Annotated in this window: 17 protein-coding genes; 8 read left to right on the forward strand and 9 right to left on the reverse strand. The window is 63.7% G+C overall.

Translation table 11 applies throughout. The annotated features are described in order from the left end of the window. The first annotated feature begins 191 nt into the window (after positions 1-191). On the forward strand, positions 192-977 hold the full coding sequence (locus BM374_RS14525; protein WP_092293120.1) for a DUF4167 domain-containing protein: 786 nt from the start codon (positions 192-194) through the stop codon (positions 975-977). Between the two features lie 63 nt (positions 978-1040). On the opposite strand, the gene BM374_RS14530 is transcribed toward BM374_RS14525, so the two are convergent. Then, positions 1041-1781, reverse strand: a complete 741-nt coding sequence (locus BM374_RS14530) for a methyltransferase domain-containing protein (RefSeq protein ID WP_092293122.1) — start codon at positions 1779-1781, stop codon at positions 1041-1043. Positions 1782-1889: 108 nt separating this feature from the next. Between BM374_RS14530 and gloB the strand changes: the two genes are divergently transcribed. Together gloB and BM374_RS14540 are read left to right on the forward strand one after the other, a co-directional pair. Continuing rightward, on the forward strand, positions 1890-2657 hold the full coding sequence (gene gloB / locus BM374_RS14535; protein ID WP_092293124.1) for a hydroxyacylglutathione hydrolase: 768 nt from the start codon (positions 1890-1892) through the stop codon (positions 2655-2657). A 30-nt stretch (positions 2658-2687) separates the two neighbouring features. Then, positions 2688-3110, forward strand: coding sequence for a cupin domain-containing protein (locus BM374_RS14540; RefSeq protein WP_092293126.1), 423 nt, complete (start codon positions 2688-2690; stop codon positions 3108-3110). A gap of 7 nt (positions 3111-3117) precedes the next feature. On the opposite strand, the gene yddG is transcribed toward BM374_RS14540, so the two are convergent. From yddG to BM374_RS37875, 4 genes are all read right to left on the reverse strand, one after another. Further along, complete coding sequence (yddG, locus tag BM374_RS14545) at positions 3118-3987, reverse strand: aromatic amino acid exporter YddG (protein WP_092293128.1); 870 nt, start codon at positions 3985-3987, stop codon at positions 3118-3120. 169 nt (positions 3988-4156) lie between these two features. Then, positions 4157-4882 (reverse strand): acetoacetyl-CoA reductase, encoded by a 726-nt coding sequence (gene phbB / locus BM374_RS14550; RefSeq protein WP_092293130.1) that lies wholly within the window; start codon positions 4880-4882, stop codon positions 4157-4159. Positions 4883-5119: 237 nt separating this feature from the next. Then, positions 5120-6298 carry an acetyl-CoA C-acetyltransferase gene (locus tag BM374_RS14555; protein WP_092293133.1) on the reverse strand — a complete coding sequence of 393 codons (1179 nt, stop codon included), beginning with the start codon at positions 6296-6298 and terminating at the stop codon, positions 5120-5122. A gap of 78 nt (positions 6299-6376) precedes the next feature. Further along, the gene (locus tag BM374_RS37875; RefSeq protein ID WP_143270191.1) at positions 6377-6559 is read right to left on the reverse strand and encodes a hypothetical protein; all 183 of its coding nucleotides are present in this window, start codon (positions 6557-6559) and stop codon (positions 6377-6379) included. Positions 6560-6601: 42 nt separating this feature from the next. Here BM374_RS37875 and phaR point away from each other — a divergent pair, with 42 nt between their 5' ends. Both phaR and BM374_RS14565 read left to right on the forward strand, forming a co-directional pair. After that, complete coding sequence (phaR, locus tag BM374_RS14560) at positions 6602-7192, forward strand: polyhydroxyalkanoate synthesis repressor PhaR (RefSeq protein WP_092293135.1); 591 nt, start codon at positions 6602-6604, stop codon at positions 7190-7192. A gap of 94 nt (positions 7193-7286) precedes the next feature. Further along, positions 7287-7904: a class I SAM-dependent methyltransferase gene (locus BM374_RS14565; protein WP_092293137.1), complete on the forward strand. Its 618-nt coding sequence runs from the start codon at positions 7287-7289 to the stop codon at positions 7902-7904. A 6-nt stretch (positions 7905-7910) separates the two neighbouring features. Here the strand turns inward: BM374_RS14565 and BM374_RS14570 are convergent, their stop codons facing one another. Then, positions 7911-8798, reverse strand: coding sequence for a branched-chain amino acid aminotransferase (locus BM374_RS14570; RefSeq protein ID WP_092293139.1), 888 nt, complete (start codon positions 8796-8798; stop codon positions 7911-7913). A gap of 149 nt (positions 8799-8947) precedes the next feature. Here BM374_RS14570 and BM374_RS14575 point away from each other — a divergent pair, with 149 nt between their 5' ends. Then, complete coding sequence (locus tag BM374_RS14575) at positions 8948-9883, forward strand: alpha/beta hydrolase (RefSeq protein ID WP_092293141.1); 936 nt, start codon at positions 8948-8950, stop codon at positions 9881-9883. A 227-nt stretch (positions 9884-10110) separates the two neighbouring features. Next, positions 10111-10947, forward strand: a complete 837-nt coding sequence (locus BM374_RS14580; RefSeq protein WP_244552589.1) for a hypothetical protein — start codon at positions 10111-10113, stop codon at positions 10945-10947. Here the strand turns inward: BM374_RS14580 and BM374_RS14585 are convergent. The 3 genes from BM374_RS14585 to BM374_RS14595 all read right to left on the reverse strand — a co-directional run bounded on the left by BM374_RS14585 (position 10944) and on the right by BM374_RS14595 (position 13343). Continuing rightward, complete coding sequence (locus BM374_RS14585) at positions 10944-11504, reverse strand: carboxymuconolactone decarboxylase family protein (RefSeq protein ID WP_092293145.1); 561 nt, start codon at positions 11502-11504, stop codon at positions 10944-10946. The two genes, BM374_RS14580 and BM374_RS14585, sit on opposite strands and share 4 nt — an antisense overlap. Before the next feature lie 122 nt (positions 11505-11626). Then, complete coding sequence (locus tag BM374_RS14590) at positions 11627-12772, reverse strand: PLP-dependent cysteine synthase family protein (RefSeq protein ID WP_092293147.1); 1146 nt, start codon at positions 12770-12772, stop codon at positions 11627-11629. A gap of 106 nt (positions 12773-12878) precedes the next feature. Next, positions 12879-13343 (reverse strand): Lrp/AsnC family transcriptional regulator, encoded by a 465-nt coding sequence (locus BM374_RS14595; protein ID WP_092293496.1) that lies wholly within the window; start codon positions 13341-13343, stop codon positions 12879-12881. A 159-nt stretch (positions 13344-13502) separates the two neighbouring features. Here BM374_RS14595 and BM374_RS14600 point away from each other — a divergent pair, with 159 nt between their 5' ends. Continuing rightward, a complete protein-coding gene (locus BM374_RS14600; RefSeq protein WP_092293148.1) occupies positions 13503-14519 on the forward strand; it encodes a 1-aminocyclopropane-1-carboxylate deaminase in 1017 nt (338 codons plus the stop codon). The last annotated feature ends 34 nt before the right edge of the window (positions 14520-14553 follow it).

The following is a 14553-nucleotide window of genomic DNA, read 5'->3' on the forward strand; positions in this document are numbered from 1 at the left end:
ATGGGTTCGCTGGCAATGAATGCTGGCGGGTGGGGAACGCGTCTTTGTTGAACGCGATGGTCGACGAACATTGGCAGGGTTCAATCCGCCCTTGCGCGCGGTGCGCGCGAGGCCTGTGAATCGCTGTCTGCAGGTTACTCCTGGCAATCAGTAATGCGTGCAACCTTTAGGGCTGGAATCAAAGGCAGGACATGAGAAACGGTCAGAACAAGCAGCGGATGCGCAACCGCAACAACAACAACAATAACAACAACCGGCGCGGCCAGAACCCGATGACCCGGGTTTACGAATCGAACGGCCCAGACATCAAGATCCGCGGCACCGCTTCACATATCGCCGAAAAATATCTTCAGCTTGCGCGTGACGCGCGCTCTTCGGGCGACCCGGTCGCCGCCGAAAACTACTACCAGCACGCCGAGCACTATTTCCGCCTGATCGCCGCGGCCCAGGAACAGTTCCGCCAGAACCAGCAGCCGCGCGGCGACGAACCCGTCAGCACCGGCGGCGACGATGGCGAGGATGACGGCGAGAACTTCTCGGCATTCGGCCAGGAGCCGGGCTTCGTTCCGCAGCCGCCGCAGCAGCAGTCCTTCACGCGTGACCGCGATGGCCAGCGCGACCACCACCAGCGCGACTACCAGCCGCGCGACAACCAGCAGCCCTATCAGCGCGATCAGCAGCAGCCGCGCGAGCATCGCGAGCGCGACCATCGTCCGCAGCCCCAATATCATCAGCAGCCGCAACCGCAGAACCAGCCCCAGCCCGTCGTCGGCGATGCCGCCAACGTCGATCGCCTGCCCTCCTTCATCACCGGCGCGCAGCCGCAGACGAACGTTGCCCCTGGCGGCTTCGAGGGCGGCAATGGCGGTGGTGGTGAGCGTTATCCGCGGCGCCGTCGCCGGCCGCATGGCGGCCCGCGCCCCGAGCGCGAAGCAGCTCCAGCCGCGACCAGCGATGATCTCGCCTCCGGCGAGTAAGCACACCAAATCTCCTGATCTTCATGGACTGCATCGTCCCGGCTTCGCCGGGACGATTTGTTTTCAGGTCCGCGTCACCGTCGAGGATGGCACCAGCACCGGCTTCAACGAGGGAATCAGCCGCGCCCGCTCGCGCTTGGCGGGAATGGCGCGATAGACCTGCTTTGTGGCTTCGACGATATGGACGCCCGCAAAAGGCAGCGACAACGCCGCGCCGGCGCGCTCCCACATCTGCGCCGACTTCAGCACCCAGCGGCCCGCATAAGGCGGCATGAACAACGCCTCGCCCCAGGCGGTCGGCGTGAACCAGGTCTGGCGCAACAGATCCGTGATCTGTGAACGCGAATATGGACGGCCGTGGCCGAACGGCGTGTTGTCGCTGCGCGTCCATACGCCGCGCCGATTCGGAATCACCGCGATGACGCGCCCCGAGGGCGACAGCACCCGCCAGACCTCGCGCAGCAGCGCGGCCGGATCATCCGACATCTCGAGCGCATGGACCAGCAGGATGCGGTCCACCGCAGCGTCGGGAAGCGGCAGCGAGAACTCGTCAACCAGCGCGGCCAGCGCCGGCCGCCCGGTCGGCCATTTCAAGACACCCTGGGCCGCTGGCATGAAGGCGATGCAGCGCTCGGCGTCCTCACGGAACAGGCCGAGATAGGGCGTCGGATAGCCGATGCCGAGCACACGCTGGCCCTCGGCGCCCGGCCAGCGCTCGCGGATCCCGCGGTTGATCATTTGTCGCGCCACGATGCCGAGGCGCCGGGAGTAGAACTCTCTGAGGTCGACGACGTCGATGGTCATGACGGCAATGTAACATGCGCCGGGCGGCGGCTGCGCGCGGAATATTGCATTGCCTGCGCAACGTTAACGCCATATTTGTCTGACGGGGCTGAGCGCGATGGAGAAGTCATGGCCGCCGAAATTCGTACTTTCACCTGTTTAAACGACAATTTCGGTTATCTGATCCACGATGTGGAAACCAAGGCAACCGCATCGATCGACGCACCGGAAGCGGGTCCCATCATCAAGGCGCTGGAACGGGAGGGCTGGCAGCTCACCGACATCCTGATCACCCATCACCATGGCGATCATGTCGGCGGCGTCGCCGAGCTGAAGCAGAAATACAATTGCCGCGTCGTCGGGCCTCACGATAAGACGACGAAGATCGCCGACGTCGATCTGCGCGTCGCCAATGGCGATGTGGTCAAGGTTGGCACGCTGCTCGGGCGCGTGCTGGAGACGCCCGGTCACACGCTCGACCACATCTCCTATGTGTTCGACACCGAGAAGACCCTGTTCGCCGCCGACACGCTATTCTCGATCGGCTGCGGCCGCGTGTTCGAGGGCAATTATGCGATGATGTGGGACTCGCTGTTGAAGTTGCGGGCACTCCCCGACGACTTCAAGCTCTATTGCGGTCACGAATACACGGCGTCCAACGTCAAATTCGCGCTCACGGTCGAGCCCGACAATGCGGCGCTGCAGGCGCGCGCGGCCGAGGTTGCGAGGCTGCGGGCGGAAAACAAGCCGACCATCCCCTCACTGCTCGGTGATGAAAAGCGAGCAAACGTGTTCCTGCGCGCCGATGAACCGTCGGTGGCGGCCAGGCTTCACATGAAGGGCGCGGATGCTGCCGCAGTGTTCGGCGAGCTGCGCGAGCGCAAGAACAAATCCTGAAGAAGAAGTTCTGAAGTCTGACGGGGATCGATGCCGACCGCAGCCGAGATCATCGCACGACTCGAACTCCGTCCGCATCCCGAGGGCGGACATTACCGTGAGACGTTTCGCGACCAGATCACCGACGCCAACGGCCGCTCGCGCTCGACCCTCATTTACTTCCTGCTCGCGCGTGGCGAGCGCTCGCACTGGCATCGTATCGATGCGGTCGAGACCTGGCACTATTATGCCGGCAGCACATTGACGCTGCGCATCGCCCACGCCGGCTGCTCCCAGCACGAGGTGCGCCTCGGCAGCGATCTTGCGAGCGGCGAGCGGCCGCAGGCGATCGTTCCGGCGGACGCATGGCAGATGGCGGAGACGTCAGGCGAATGGACGCTGGTCGGGTGCACCGTGGCGCCGGCGTTCGAGTTCGCAAAGTTCGAGCTGGCGCCGAAGGGCTGGGAGCCTTAGAGGACTCTCAGCGCTTTCGCAGCACCATGTCCTTGGCCGCGATCAGGCCGCCGCCGGCAATCAGGATCGCGGCAATCGCGATGTTGGCGCTGGCTTTGGCGAAGCCGGCGGCGATGAGGAAGCCGGTCGACAAGAGCGGCGTCGCGTAAGAGGCGGCGCCGAGCACGCGAATATCGCCGCGCTTCATGCCGATATCCCAGGCATAGAAGGCCGCACCGACGGGACCGATGCCGAGCCCGACCACCGCAAGCCATTGCAACCCGCTCTCCGGCCAGACGGTGTTTTCCAGCACAGCATGCATCAGCGCGGCAAGCGCCGATGTGGCGAGGCAGAAGCCGGCGACAGTGTCGGTCGGGACGGCCTTCAATCGCCGCGACAGCACCGAATAGGTTGCCCAGACGAAGGCGGCGATGAAGGCCGCGATCAATCCCGGCACGGCCCCCGGCGCGAAGCCGCTCGTATTGCCGGCGAACAGCAGCACGGTGCCGACGAGGCCGAGCACGGCACCGATGATGTGATGCAATGCAAGCCGCTCACCTGGAAGGAACGATGAGAACAGCACGATCAACAGCGGCCACATGTAGTTGAGAAGGCCGGCTTCCGCCGGTGGAGCGAAGCGTAACGCGAGAAAGTAGAGCGCGTGGTAGCCGAACAAGCCGCCAACGCCGACAACCCACACGACCAGCGGCTGACGCAGGCTTTTCGCGGCGTCGCCGCGCCCGACCCAGGTCAGCAGTCCGACGAGACCGCCGATCGCGAAAGTCATGGCGGCGAGCTGGAAAGCCGGGATCTTTCCGGTCGCCACAGTCATCACCGACAGCAGCGACCACATCAGAATCGCGGTCAGTCCGATTAGCGTGGCGGTGCGGGGAGTCATTGAACTGCAGGCCTCGTCGTTCCGGGGTGGCGCGCAGCGCCGGACCCGAAACCTCGAGATTCCGGGTTCGCCGCTATCGCGGCGCCCCGGAATGACAGGCCAAGATGCCCGGGACAAGCCCCGGGCATGAAGAGGCATGGGCTTTATGATCGAGCGTGATGCGATCGCATCACGCCATGTACTGGCCGCCGTTGACCGTCAGCGTCGAGCCGGTGATGAAACCGGATTCGTCGGCGGCGAGGAACACGACCGCGCGCGCGATCTCTTCGGGCTCGCCGAGCCGGTTGGCCGGGATCTGCGGGATCACGCTCTTCTCAAGGACGTCCTTCGGCACCGCCTGCACCATTTCGGTGTTGATATAGCCCGGGCAGATCGCGTTCACGGTGATGCCGCCCTTGGCATTCTCTAGCGCAAGCGCCTTGGTGAAGCCGATGTCGCCGGCCTTCGCCGCGGAATAGTTGACCTGACCGAACTGGCCCTTCTGGCCGTTGATCGACGAGATCGAGATGATGCGGCCGAACTTGCGCGCACGCATACCCTCGATCACCTGGCGCGTCATGTTGAACAGCGAGCCGAGATTGGTGCTGATGACGGCGTTCCACTGCTCCAGCGTCATCTTGTGGAAGGCGGTGTCGCGGGTGATGCCGGCATTGTTGACGAGCACTTCAATTGGCCCAAGGTCCGCTTCGACTTTCTTCACGCCCTCGGCACAGGCATCGAAGCTGCTGACGTCCCATTTGTAGACGGCGATGCCGGTCTCGGCCTTGAACTTCTCCGCCGCAGCGTCATTGCCCGCGTAACTCGCCGCGACCTTGTAGCCGGCGGCCTTCAGCGCCTTGCTGATGGCGGCACCGATGCCCCGCGTACCACCCGTGACCAATGCAACACGTGCCATGTCGTATTCCTTCCCTTGCACTCTTCGGACGTTTCTGAGGTGATCTTTTTTAATGACGGATTATGCGGTTGGTTTGACGGACATCAAGAACAAAACGCCCGGCGTCGAGCCGGGCGTTTGTATTTAGTCGAGGCTCGCGCGGTTGCGAAGGATAATTGATTTGCAACCGCTGCCTTTTTAATCGCGTGCAACGCACTCTACCTGCGTGTGCAGCGCACCCGTCAGTCGAGTGTAAGCTCAGTCGCGCGCCAGACACATCGCGATGCCCATGCCGCCGCCGATACACAGCGTGGCGAGGCCCTTCTTCGAATCGCGCTTCTGCATTTCGTGCAGCAGCGTCACCAGCACGCGCGCGCCGGAAGCACCGACCGGATGGCCGATCGCAATTGCGCCACCGTTGACGTTGACCTTGGAGGTGTCCCAACCGAGATCCTTGTTGACCGCGCAGGCCTGCGCCGCGAAGGCCTCGTTGGCCTCGATCAGGTCGAGATCGCCGACGCTCCAGCCGGCCTTCTTCAGCGCGGCGCGCGAGGCCGGGATCGGGCCCGAGCCCATGATCTTCGGATCGACGCCGGCCTGCGCCCAAGACACGATGCGCGCGAGCGGCTTCTTGCCTTCCTTGGCGGCCTGCTTTGCCGTCATCAGCACCACGGCGGCAGCGCCGTCATTGATGCCCGAGGCCGAGCCCGCGGTGACCGTACCATCCTTTTCGAACGCGGGACGGAGCTTGGCCATCGCGTCGAGCGTGGCGCCATGACGCGGATATTCATCGGCACTGACGACGACGTCGCCCTTGCGGGTCTTGATGGTGACGGGGACGATCTCATCGTTGAACTTGCCGGCCTTCTGCGCGGCTTCGGCCTTCTGCTGTGAGGCGACCGCGAACTCATCCTGCTGGGCGCGGGTGATCTGCCATTGGCGCGCGACGTTCTCGGCGGTGTTGCCCATGTGGTAGCCGTTGAAGGCATCCCACAGCCCGTCCTTGATCATGGTGTCGACGAACTCGACCGGGCCCATCTTGACGCCGCCGCGCAGATACTGGGCATGCGGAGCCATGCTCATGGATTCCTGGCCGCCGGCGACCACGATCTCGGAATCGCCGTTGAGCAGCGCCTGGTAGCCGAGCGCGACCGTGCGCAGCCCGGAGCCGCAGAGCTGGTTGACGCCCCAGGCTGGGCTCTCCACCGGAATGCCGGCGCCGATCGAGGCCTGACGGGCGGGGTTCTGGCCCTGGGCGGCGGTCAGGATCTGACCCATGATGACTTCCGAGACCCGTCCGGGCTCGATGCCACCGCGCTCCAGCGCGGCCTTGATGGCGACGGCACCGAGGTCATGGGCGGGAAGGGTCGCGAAGGCTCCGTTGAAGCTTCCGACCGGGGTGCGGGCGGCGCTGACGATGACGACATCGTCTGACATGGGCATCTCCTGAGGTTCAATGGGGGCAGACGGGGCTGGGAAAACGGCTCGCCAGTCTCGAACGGCATCCTGTTAACGTCATTGCGCCATGTCAATCGGCAGGTCACCGAATTCATGCCGCAGCGCATTCAAAATAGCGTTCTTGGCGCTTTCGCAAGCAAGATTTTGCTCTGCAATTAACCGTGCCGCACAAAACGGTAGCGTGAGCCCTTTGAAAATGCTTATTTTGTTGCGTTGCGTACTCTTCCCGCCCTGCGGCATAGCCTGCAGGTTCCTGTTCTCCGCGCTTGCAAGTGAGAGCCCATGGCGAAATCAGACCAACCCACCACCATCAAGAAATACGCGAACCGCCGGCTCTATAACACCGGAACGAGCACCTACGTGACGCTCGAGGATCTCGCTGCCATGGTCAAGGACGGCGAGGATTTCCTGGTCTACGATGCCAAGACCGGTGACGATATCACCCGCTCCGTGCTCGCCCAGATCATTTTCGAGCAGGAAAACAAGGCCGGCCAGAACCTGCTCCCGACCACCTTCCTGCGCCAGCTGATCCGTTTCTACGGCGACAGCATGCAGATGGTGGTGCCGAAATATCTGGAACAGTCGATCGCGACCCTGACCCAGGAGCAGGAGAAGTTCCGCAAGCAGATCGCCAACACGCTGTCCGGCACGCCCTTTGCCCCGCTGGAAGAACAGGTCCGCCGCAACATGGAGCTGTTCCAGCAAACCTTCTCGATGTTCAAGCCCTTCGCCCCTCCCGCACGTTCGGCCACTCCGGAGCCGGAGCCCGATGCGAATGCCGAGGCGCCAAAGGACACCAACATCGACGATCTGCGCCAGCAGATGAAGGACATGCAGGAACGCCTCGAGCGGATGTCCAAGAAGGACGAGTAGGCCTTTCGCGCGTCCGCACGCCGCGGGCGCGCAAGCGACCGATTGATTGCGATGTCGCCACGGGCGCTGCCGTCCCGGCCAGGCCGGAGCTTCGATGTCTGACCGCACCACGCACTGGCAGACTGTCTACGCCACCAAGAGCGAGACCGAGGTCAGCTGGTTTCAGGACAGCCCTGCGATCTCGCTCGAGATGATTCGCGCCGCGACCCCTGACCGTAGCGCCGCCATCATCGATATCGGCGGCGGCGCGTCGCGATTGGCCGATGCCCTTCTGCACGACAGATACCGCAATCTCGCCGTGCTGGACCTCTCTGCCAATGCACTCGATACAGCGAAGAAGCGAATCGGCGCTGCCGCCGCGACAGTCGAATGGTTCGTTGCCGACGCCACGACATGGCGACCGGCGAAGACCTATGATGTCTGGCATGATCGCGCCGCGTTTCACTTCCTGACCGATCCGCGCGACCGCGCCGCTTACGTCGAGCGCCTGCGCAGGGCGGTTGCGCCCCGCGGCCACGTCATCATCGCGACATTTGCCCCCGACGGGCCGGAAAAATGCAGCGGCTTGCCGGTGCAACGGTACGACAGCACGAGCCTTTCAGGCGAGCTCGGGCCGGAGTTCGAGCTGGTCGAGACGCGGAGCGAAATGCATCAAACGCCCTGGCATTCGACGCAGGCGTTTCAGTTCAGCCGGTTCCGGCGACGCAGCTAGCTCGCGTCAAGCCGCCAGCTTCACCGTATGGGCGAAGTCCCAATAGAGCTTTCGCGCCTTGGTGTAGAGCGGCCCCGGCTTCAGTTCGCGCCCGTCGATGCGAATCACCGGCGCGACCTTGGCGAAATTGCCCGTTGAAAAGATTTCGTCGGCGGCGAGGAAGTCCGCATAGCGCAGCGTCTTCTCGACCACGGTAACGCCGTCGCCGCGGAGCAGGCTGATGACGCGCTGGCGCGTGATCCCGTTGAGGAAGGTGCCGTTCGGCACCGGCGTGAAGACCACACCGTCTTTCGCCATGAACACGTTGGAATTGCCGAACTCCGCGACGTTGCCGAGCATGTCAAGCATCAGCGCATTCTGAAAACCGCGCGAGGCCGCTTCCGCGAGCGCGCGCGAATTGTTCGGATAGAGGCAGGCCGCCTTGGCTTCGACCGGCGCGCATTCGACCGTGGGCCTGCGGAACGGCGACAGCGTGATCGCACTGCCTGTTGGCTTCGGCATCGGCGCCTCGTAGATGCACAGGCACCAATTCGTGGTCTCGGGGTCGAACAGCACTCCGCCGCCCGAACCGTTCTGGGCCCAGTACATCGGACGGATATAAAGCTCGGCATTCGCAGCGAACCGCGCAATGCCCTCGTTGGCGAGCGAGAGCCAGGTGCCAGCATCGACCACCGGTTTCAGGCCAAAATTGGTCGCGGACTGATTGGCGCGGGCGACGTGACGGTCGAGATCGGGAGCGACGCCTTCGAACGCGCGCGCACCGTCGAACACCACCGAGCCGAGCCAGGCCGCGTGCGTACGCGGACCCATGATCGGCACGTTCCCATCGTGCCATTTGCCCTCGAAGAAGGTCCAGCTCGGCGAATATTCGATCGGCTTCTTGACCTCGACCATATCAGGCCTCCCTTCGAAAGATATCCGGGCACAATTGTCCCAACTTCTAAACGATTTGCTGCGGCGAAGCACCACTCCCCCCCTCCGGAAGGCAAGACAAAGGCGCAACCAAACCGGCTATAATGCCGGGCAAGCAACGGAGCTTCCCCATGCCGCTCGATCCGCTCGCAAAGCGCTTGTTGACCATGATGGCCGCGGCTGCGCCGACGGCGCGCAGCCGGCCGAGCGTCGAGGCGCGGCGGCAATCGCTGGCGAAGCTGATGCAGTTTGCCCGCGCCGAGGCGCCTGACGTGACGGCGTCCGACGGGACGCTGCCCGGGCCCGGCGGAGAGCTGCCCTATCGGCTCTATTCGCCTGCATCTGCCGGCGAACGCGTGCCGGGCTTCGTGTTCTTTCACGGCGGCGGGCTCGTGGCCGGCAGCGTTGCGACGCATGACCGGATCGCGGCCGCGCTGGCGCATGCGACCGGCTGCCGTCTCGTTTCGGTCGATTATCGCCTGGCGCCCGAGCACAAATATCCTGCCGCAGTCGACGACGCCATCGCGGCCACCGAATGGGTCGCGCGCGAAGCCCCCTCGCTCGGCATCGACGCCGGGCGTCTGGTGGTCGGCGGCGATTCCGCGGGTGCGACGCTGGCTGCGATCGTGTGCCAGGAGGCAGCGCAGAGCGCCGGCCTCTCGATCGTCGCCCAATGCCTGATCTGCCCGGTGCTGGATTTCGAGGAGACCTCACCCTCGCGCGAGGCTTTTGCGGAAGGGCATCTGATCGATCGCGTCACCATCGAGGCCGACCTGTCCGACTATCTGCCCGAGGGGCTGGATGCCGCCGATCCCCGCATCTCGCCCTTGCGTGCGACACGGCTCGCAGGCTTGCCGACGGCGATCATCCACACCGCCGAATTTGACCCTATGCGCGACGAGGGCAATGCCTATGCACGCAAGCTGCTTGCCGCGGGCGTGGCGGTCGAGCACGTCTGCCATGAGGGCATGGTCCACAATTTCCATGCCATGGGCGCGATCCTGCCGCAGGCGCAGCTCGTGCTGTCGCAGATCGGCGAGCAGGTGCGGCGGGCGGTAGAAAAGTAACGCACATGCTCGCTTCTCCCCTTGCGGGAGACTGTGCCGGTTTGACAGCCACGGGCACCCATCGCGTTCCCCGCTTGGAGATCCCGCTTGACCACACCGGCGAACACGTTCCATCTAACAATTCCTGGTCCTCATAGCGCCGCGCGTCGGATTGTCACTTGTCACATCGCAGGCCATTGCAGGTTACGGCTTGTCGCGCTGTCGCGATGGGATTGCTTTGCCTGACCATGACAGCCGGCGCCGCCTTCGCCGCCGACGAGGATGAGGAAACACCAGCAAAGCCCGCCGTCCCGAACATCTACCTCGACCTGCGCACGATCTACGCCACGATTCCCGCGGGCACACTCGGGCTCGGCTTTGGCAACACCTCGCTATCGGCCGCGTTCGAAGCCCTGGCGGCACGACGAGGCGCGACGCTGCCAAACGGATTGCCGGCCGCGAAATCGATTGCGGTCGATCTGCCGCTCACCATCGACGTCAGCGACCGCGTCTCGCTCTATGGCGGCGTGTCGGGCTCGACCACCGATATCGGCGGCGGCTGGTCGGCCTTCGACATCACGAGCTGGAACATCGGCCTTCAGGCCGATCTTTACAAGCAGAACGGCGGCAGGCTCCCGACCATCACGCTGCAATCCACCCTCACCCAATCGGTGCCGAACGAACAGGGCATGACGAATTCGTTCAATAACATCCTGGAGTTCGACTACGCCCTCGACGAGGACGAGACGCGCGGCTGGCTTGCCGGCGTGCAATACACTTACACCACGATCGCAAGCCCGTTCACCAGTATCCGGCCGAACACGATCCTTTACGCCGGCGGCTATTACCAATGGCCCAGCAACTGGAAGTTCACGGGGCGGCTCGGCATGCAGTCGTTCGGCGGCGCGCAGCTTGCGGGCCGGACGCTGGCGGACTCCTTCACCCAGCCGGTCCTGCGGCTCGACCTTGACCGCATGGACGACAACGACAACCGCCTGTTCGGCATCACCGCACAGATCGCGTGGATGCCGAAGCCGGCCTACCAGGTGACGCTGCGCACGCCGCTTTACGCCGTGCGCAATTAATCCGGCACCGGCACGTCGAAAGTATTCAGCGTGACCGAGACCATGCAATAAACACCGACCAGATAGGACAGCTCGGCCGCGCCGTGTTCGCCGAATTCCTTCACCGCAGCCCGATAGGTCAGCTCGGGCAGCACGCCGCCGTTCACCAGCGCAGACGCCATGTCGTAGGCGACCGCCTCCTGCTTGGTAAGATCGACCGGCCGTTGTCCGGCGACGATCGTCGCGAGCTTCTCGTCCGAAAGGCCGCGCTGCTCGGCGACCAGCACGTGAGCATAGAGCTCGTAGCCGGAGCGGAAATGCGAGCCGGTGACGAGGATCGCGACCTCGCGCACCGGCGCCGGCAGCAGCGGGTTCGACGCGATCGCCTTGACCAGCTCCCACACCGGCTTGCCGAAGCGCGGCTCGCGCAGCCAGGGATTCCAGGGGCCGAGCAGCGCGCCATCGTCGCGCATGTTCACGAAGCCCTTGAAGTGGTCCTTGATGCCCGCTTGCATGTCGGCATAGAGCGGCTTCTGTTCGTCGGTCAGCTCTTTCGGATCGAGAATGGGAAGGCGCACGGAGGGTCTCCTCGTTGAGAAGGGGCGACCGTCGCCCGGGTCTGAGCGCATGGCAAGTGAAGTTGCTGTGACATCGGTGCATTTTCGCAAATGGAAAAGGCGCTGCTACGAAGCCTTCGGCCTCATGGGCTCTGGGGATTGACGACGTCCTCGACCGCAAGCGCCAAGGGCTGTGCAGTCTCCAGAAACGACGACAAGGCCGCCTCGAACGGCGCCGGATCGAGACCGCGCCCAACGAGCCAGGTGGGCTCGTAATAAGTCTGCCGGTAGCGCTCGCCGGAATCGCAGATCAGCGTCACCAGCGATCCTGTCTGACCTGCCTCTCGCATGCCCGAGGCAAGCCGGCACAGCGCCAGGAAATTGGTGCCCGTGGAGCCGCCCACGGCGCGGCGCAGCCGTCGCGACAGCACGTTCATCGCCGCGATCGTCGCCGCATCCGGAATCTTCATCATGCGGTCGACCACACCAGGCACGAACGACGGCTCGCAGCGGGGCCGGCCGACGCCCTCGATCAACGAGGGACGTTCGCAAACATGTGAGGGGTCCTGCGAGCGGAAGCAATCGAAGAAGGCGGAATGCTCGACGTCGGCGACGCACAGCCGCGTCGGATATTGGCGATAGCGCAAATAGCGGCCGATGGTGGCCGAGGTGCCGCCCGTGCCCGCCCCCATCACGATCCAGTCCGGAAGCGGACGCGGCTCGCCCTTCAGCTGCGTGAAGATAGATTCGGCGATGTTGTTGTTGCCGCGCCAGTCGGTGGCACGCTCAGCGAAAGTGAACTGGTCCATGTAGTGACCGCCCAGCCGGGTGGCGAGCGCGGCGGCCTCGGCATAAAGGGCGCGGCCGTCGTCAATCAGGTGGCAATTGCCGCCATAATGCTCGATCGCGGCGATCTTCTCCGCCGAGGTCGTGCGCGGCATCACGGCGTAAAAGGGCACGCCGATCATCTCCGCGAAATAGGCTTCCGACACCGCGGTCGAGCCGGACGAGGCTTCTACGACCGGCGTGCCTTCGCGGATGTGGCCGTTGCAGAGCGCGTAGAGGAACAGCGAGCGCCCCAGCCGGTGCTTCAGGCTGCCGGTCGGATGCGTGGACTCGTCTTTCAAATAGAGGTCGATGCCCGACAGCGCCGGCACGATCAGTCGGATCAGATGCGTGTCGGCTGTGCGGCACTGGTCGGCTTCGATGGCAGCGATGGCGTTGTCGACCCAGCCGCGCCGGTAGCTGGGGGCGACGGGATCATGCTGACGAAAGGGAAGCGGTTGCATTGGGCGAATCTCTCATGATGCGCATGGCGCATCAATAGCGCTGGTCTATTTGATTGACGCGTTTCTCCACGCGAATCGGCTTCCACTTCGTTGGAAAACGCTCTGCTCAAAACTCCAGCGGTGCATTATCGACGACCTCTTTCATCACAAAGAAGGTACGGGTCTGGCGGACGCCGGGCAGCGCGATGAGCTGCTCGCCATGAATACGGTTGAAATCTTCCATGTCGCCGACGCGGATTTTCAGGAAATAGTCGAAGTCACCAGCGACGAGGTGGCAGTCGAGCACGAATTTCAGCTTGGCGATCGCCTGCTCGAAGATCGCAAAGCTCTCCGGCGTCGAGCGATCGAGCACAACGCCGACCATCACCAGCGTGCCCTTCGCCACCTTCTTCGGCGCCACCATGGCGCGGACAGTGGTGATGAAGCCGTCCTCGAACAGGCGCTGGGTGCGGCGGTGGCAGGTGGCGGGGCTGATCGCGACCGATACGGCCAGGTCGGCGTTGCTGAGCCGACCGTTATTCTGCAGCAATCTCAATATCTTAAGGTCGGTCCGATCAAGCCGGGCAGCCATGAAATAATCTTTCGACAATACAGCCTTTATTGGAAGAAACCTTAGCAAACATGGATCTCAGTGCAAGACTAGGCGCAATATAAGTGCAATATTCGAAAGCACCTTTTTGCGGCGCAATGCTAGCGACATCCCAGCAACAACACCAATCGGGATGATGCAATGAACCTGGACAAATTCGCGCGCTATCCGCTGACCTTCGGACCGACGCCCATCGAGAAGCTGGAGCGGCTGTCGAAGCACCTCGGCGGCAATGTCGAGATCTATGCCAAGCGCGAGGACTGCAATTCCGGCCTCGCTTATGGCGGCAACAAGCTGCGCAAGCTCGAATACATCATCCCCGACGCGATCGCCTCCAACGCCGACACGCTGGTGTCGATCGGCGGCGTGCAGTCGAACCACACCCGCATGATCGCCGCCGTCGCCGCCAAGATCGGCATGAAGTGCCGCCTGGTGCAGGAAGCCTGGGTGCCGCACGAGGACGCCGTCTATGACCGTGTCGGCAATATCATGCTCTCGCGCATCATGGGCGCCGACGTGCGCCTGGTCGACGACGGCTTCGACATCGGCATCCGCAAGAGCTGGGAGCAGGCAATCGAGGAAGTGAAGGCGGCGGGCGGCAAGCCCTACCCGATTCCGGCTGGCGCCTCCGTGCACAAATTCGGCGGCCTCGGTTATGTCGGCTTCGCCGAGGAAGTACGCAAGCAGGAGAAGGACCTCGGCTTCAAGTTCGACTATATCGTCGTCTGTACCGTCACCGGATCGACCCATGCCGGCATGCTGGTCGGCTTCGCCGCGGATGGCCGCGCGCGCAAGGTGATTGGTATCGATGCCTCGTTCACGCCGGCCCAGACCAAGGCTCAGGTGCTCGAGATCGCACAGAACACCGCCAAGCTGGTCGAGCTCGGCAAGGATCTCGTCGCCGACGACGTCGTGCTGGTCGAGGACTACGCCTATCCCGCCTACGGCGTGCCGTCGGAAGAGACCAAGGAGGCGATCCGCCTCACCGCACGGCTCGAAGGCATGATCACCGACCCCGTCTATGAGGGCAAGTCGATGCAGGGCCTGATCGATCTCGTGCAGAAGAACCATTTCGAGAAGGGCGCGAAGATCCTCTACGCCCATCTCGGCGGCGCGCCGGCCCTGAACGGGTATGCCTACGCGTTCAGGAACGGTTGAGGTAGACACACGAACATTGTCGTCCCGGGGCGCG

Source organism: Bradyrhizobium sp. Ghvi, from assembly GCF_900115265.1.
Taxonomy (GTDB): domain Bacteria; phylum Pseudomonadota; class Alphaproteobacteria; order Rhizobiales; family Xanthobacteraceae; genus Bradyrhizobium.

What these genes read in the sequence shown, in the direction of transcription:
- BM374_RS14525 (WP_092293120.1), top strand. Translation starts at nt 192, where the DNA reads ATGAGAAACGGTCAGAACAAGCAGCGGATGCGCAACCGCAACAACAAC.
- BM374_RS14530 (WP_092293122.1), bottom strand. Translation starts at nt 1,781, where the DNA reads ATGACCATCGACGTCGTCGACCTCAGAGAGTTCTACTCCCGGCGCCTC.
- gloB (WP_092293124.1), top strand. Translation starts at nt 1,890, where the DNA reads ATGGCCGCCGAAATTCGTACTTTCACCTGTTTAAACGACAATTTCGGT.
- BM374_RS14540 (WP_092293126.1), top strand. Translation starts at nt 2,688, where the DNA reads ATGCCGACCGCAGCCGAGATCATCGCACGACTCGAACTCCGTCCGCAT.
- yddG (WP_092293128.1), bottom strand. Translation starts at nt 3,987, where the DNA reads ATGACTCCCCGCACCGCCACGCTAATCGGACTGACCGCGATTCTGATG.
- phbB (WP_092293130.1), bottom strand. Translation starts at nt 4,882, where the DNA reads ATGGCACGTGTTGCATTGGTCACGGGTGGTACGCGGGGCATCGGTGCC.
- BM374_RS14555 (WP_092293133.1), bottom strand. Translation starts at nt 6,298, where the DNA reads ATGTCAGACGATGTCGTCATCGTCAGCGCCGCCCGCACCCCGGTCGGA.
- BM374_RS37875 (WP_143270191.1), bottom strand. Translation starts at nt 6,559, where the DNA reads ATGCCGCAGGGCGGGAAGAGTACGCAACGCAACAAAATAAGCATTTTC.
- phaR (WP_092293135.1), top strand. Translation starts at nt 6,602, where the DNA reads ATGGCGAAATCAGACCAACCCACCACCATCAAGAAATACGCGAACCGC.
- BM374_RS14565 (WP_092293137.1), top strand. Translation starts at nt 7,287, where the DNA reads ATGTCTGACCGCACCACGCACTGGCAGACTGTCTACGCCACCAAGAGC.
- BM374_RS14570 (WP_092293139.1), bottom strand. Translation starts at nt 8,798, where the DNA reads ATGGTCGAGGTCAAGAAGCCGATCGAATATTCGCCGAGCTGGACCTTC.
- BM374_RS14575 (WP_092293141.1), top strand. Translation starts at nt 8,948, where the DNA reads ATGCCGCTCGATCCGCTCGCAAAGCGCTTGTTGACCATGATGGCCGCG.
- BM374_RS14580 (WP_244552589.1), top strand. Translation starts at nt 10,111, where the DNA reads ATGACAGCCGGCGCCGCCTTCGCCGCCGACGAGGATGAGGAAACACCA.
- BM374_RS14590 (WP_092293147.1), bottom strand. Translation starts at nt 12,772, where the DNA reads ATGCAACCGCTTCCCTTTCGTCAGCATGATCCCGTCGCCCCCAGCTAC.
- BM374_RS14595 (WP_092293496.1), bottom strand. Translation starts at nt 13,343, where the DNA reads ATGGCTGCCCGGCTTGATCGGACCGACCTTAAGATATTGAGATTGCTG.
- BM374_RS14600 (WP_092293148.1), top strand. Translation starts at nt 13,503, where the DNA reads ATGAACCTGGACAAATTCGCGCGCTATCCGCTGACCTTCGGACCGACG.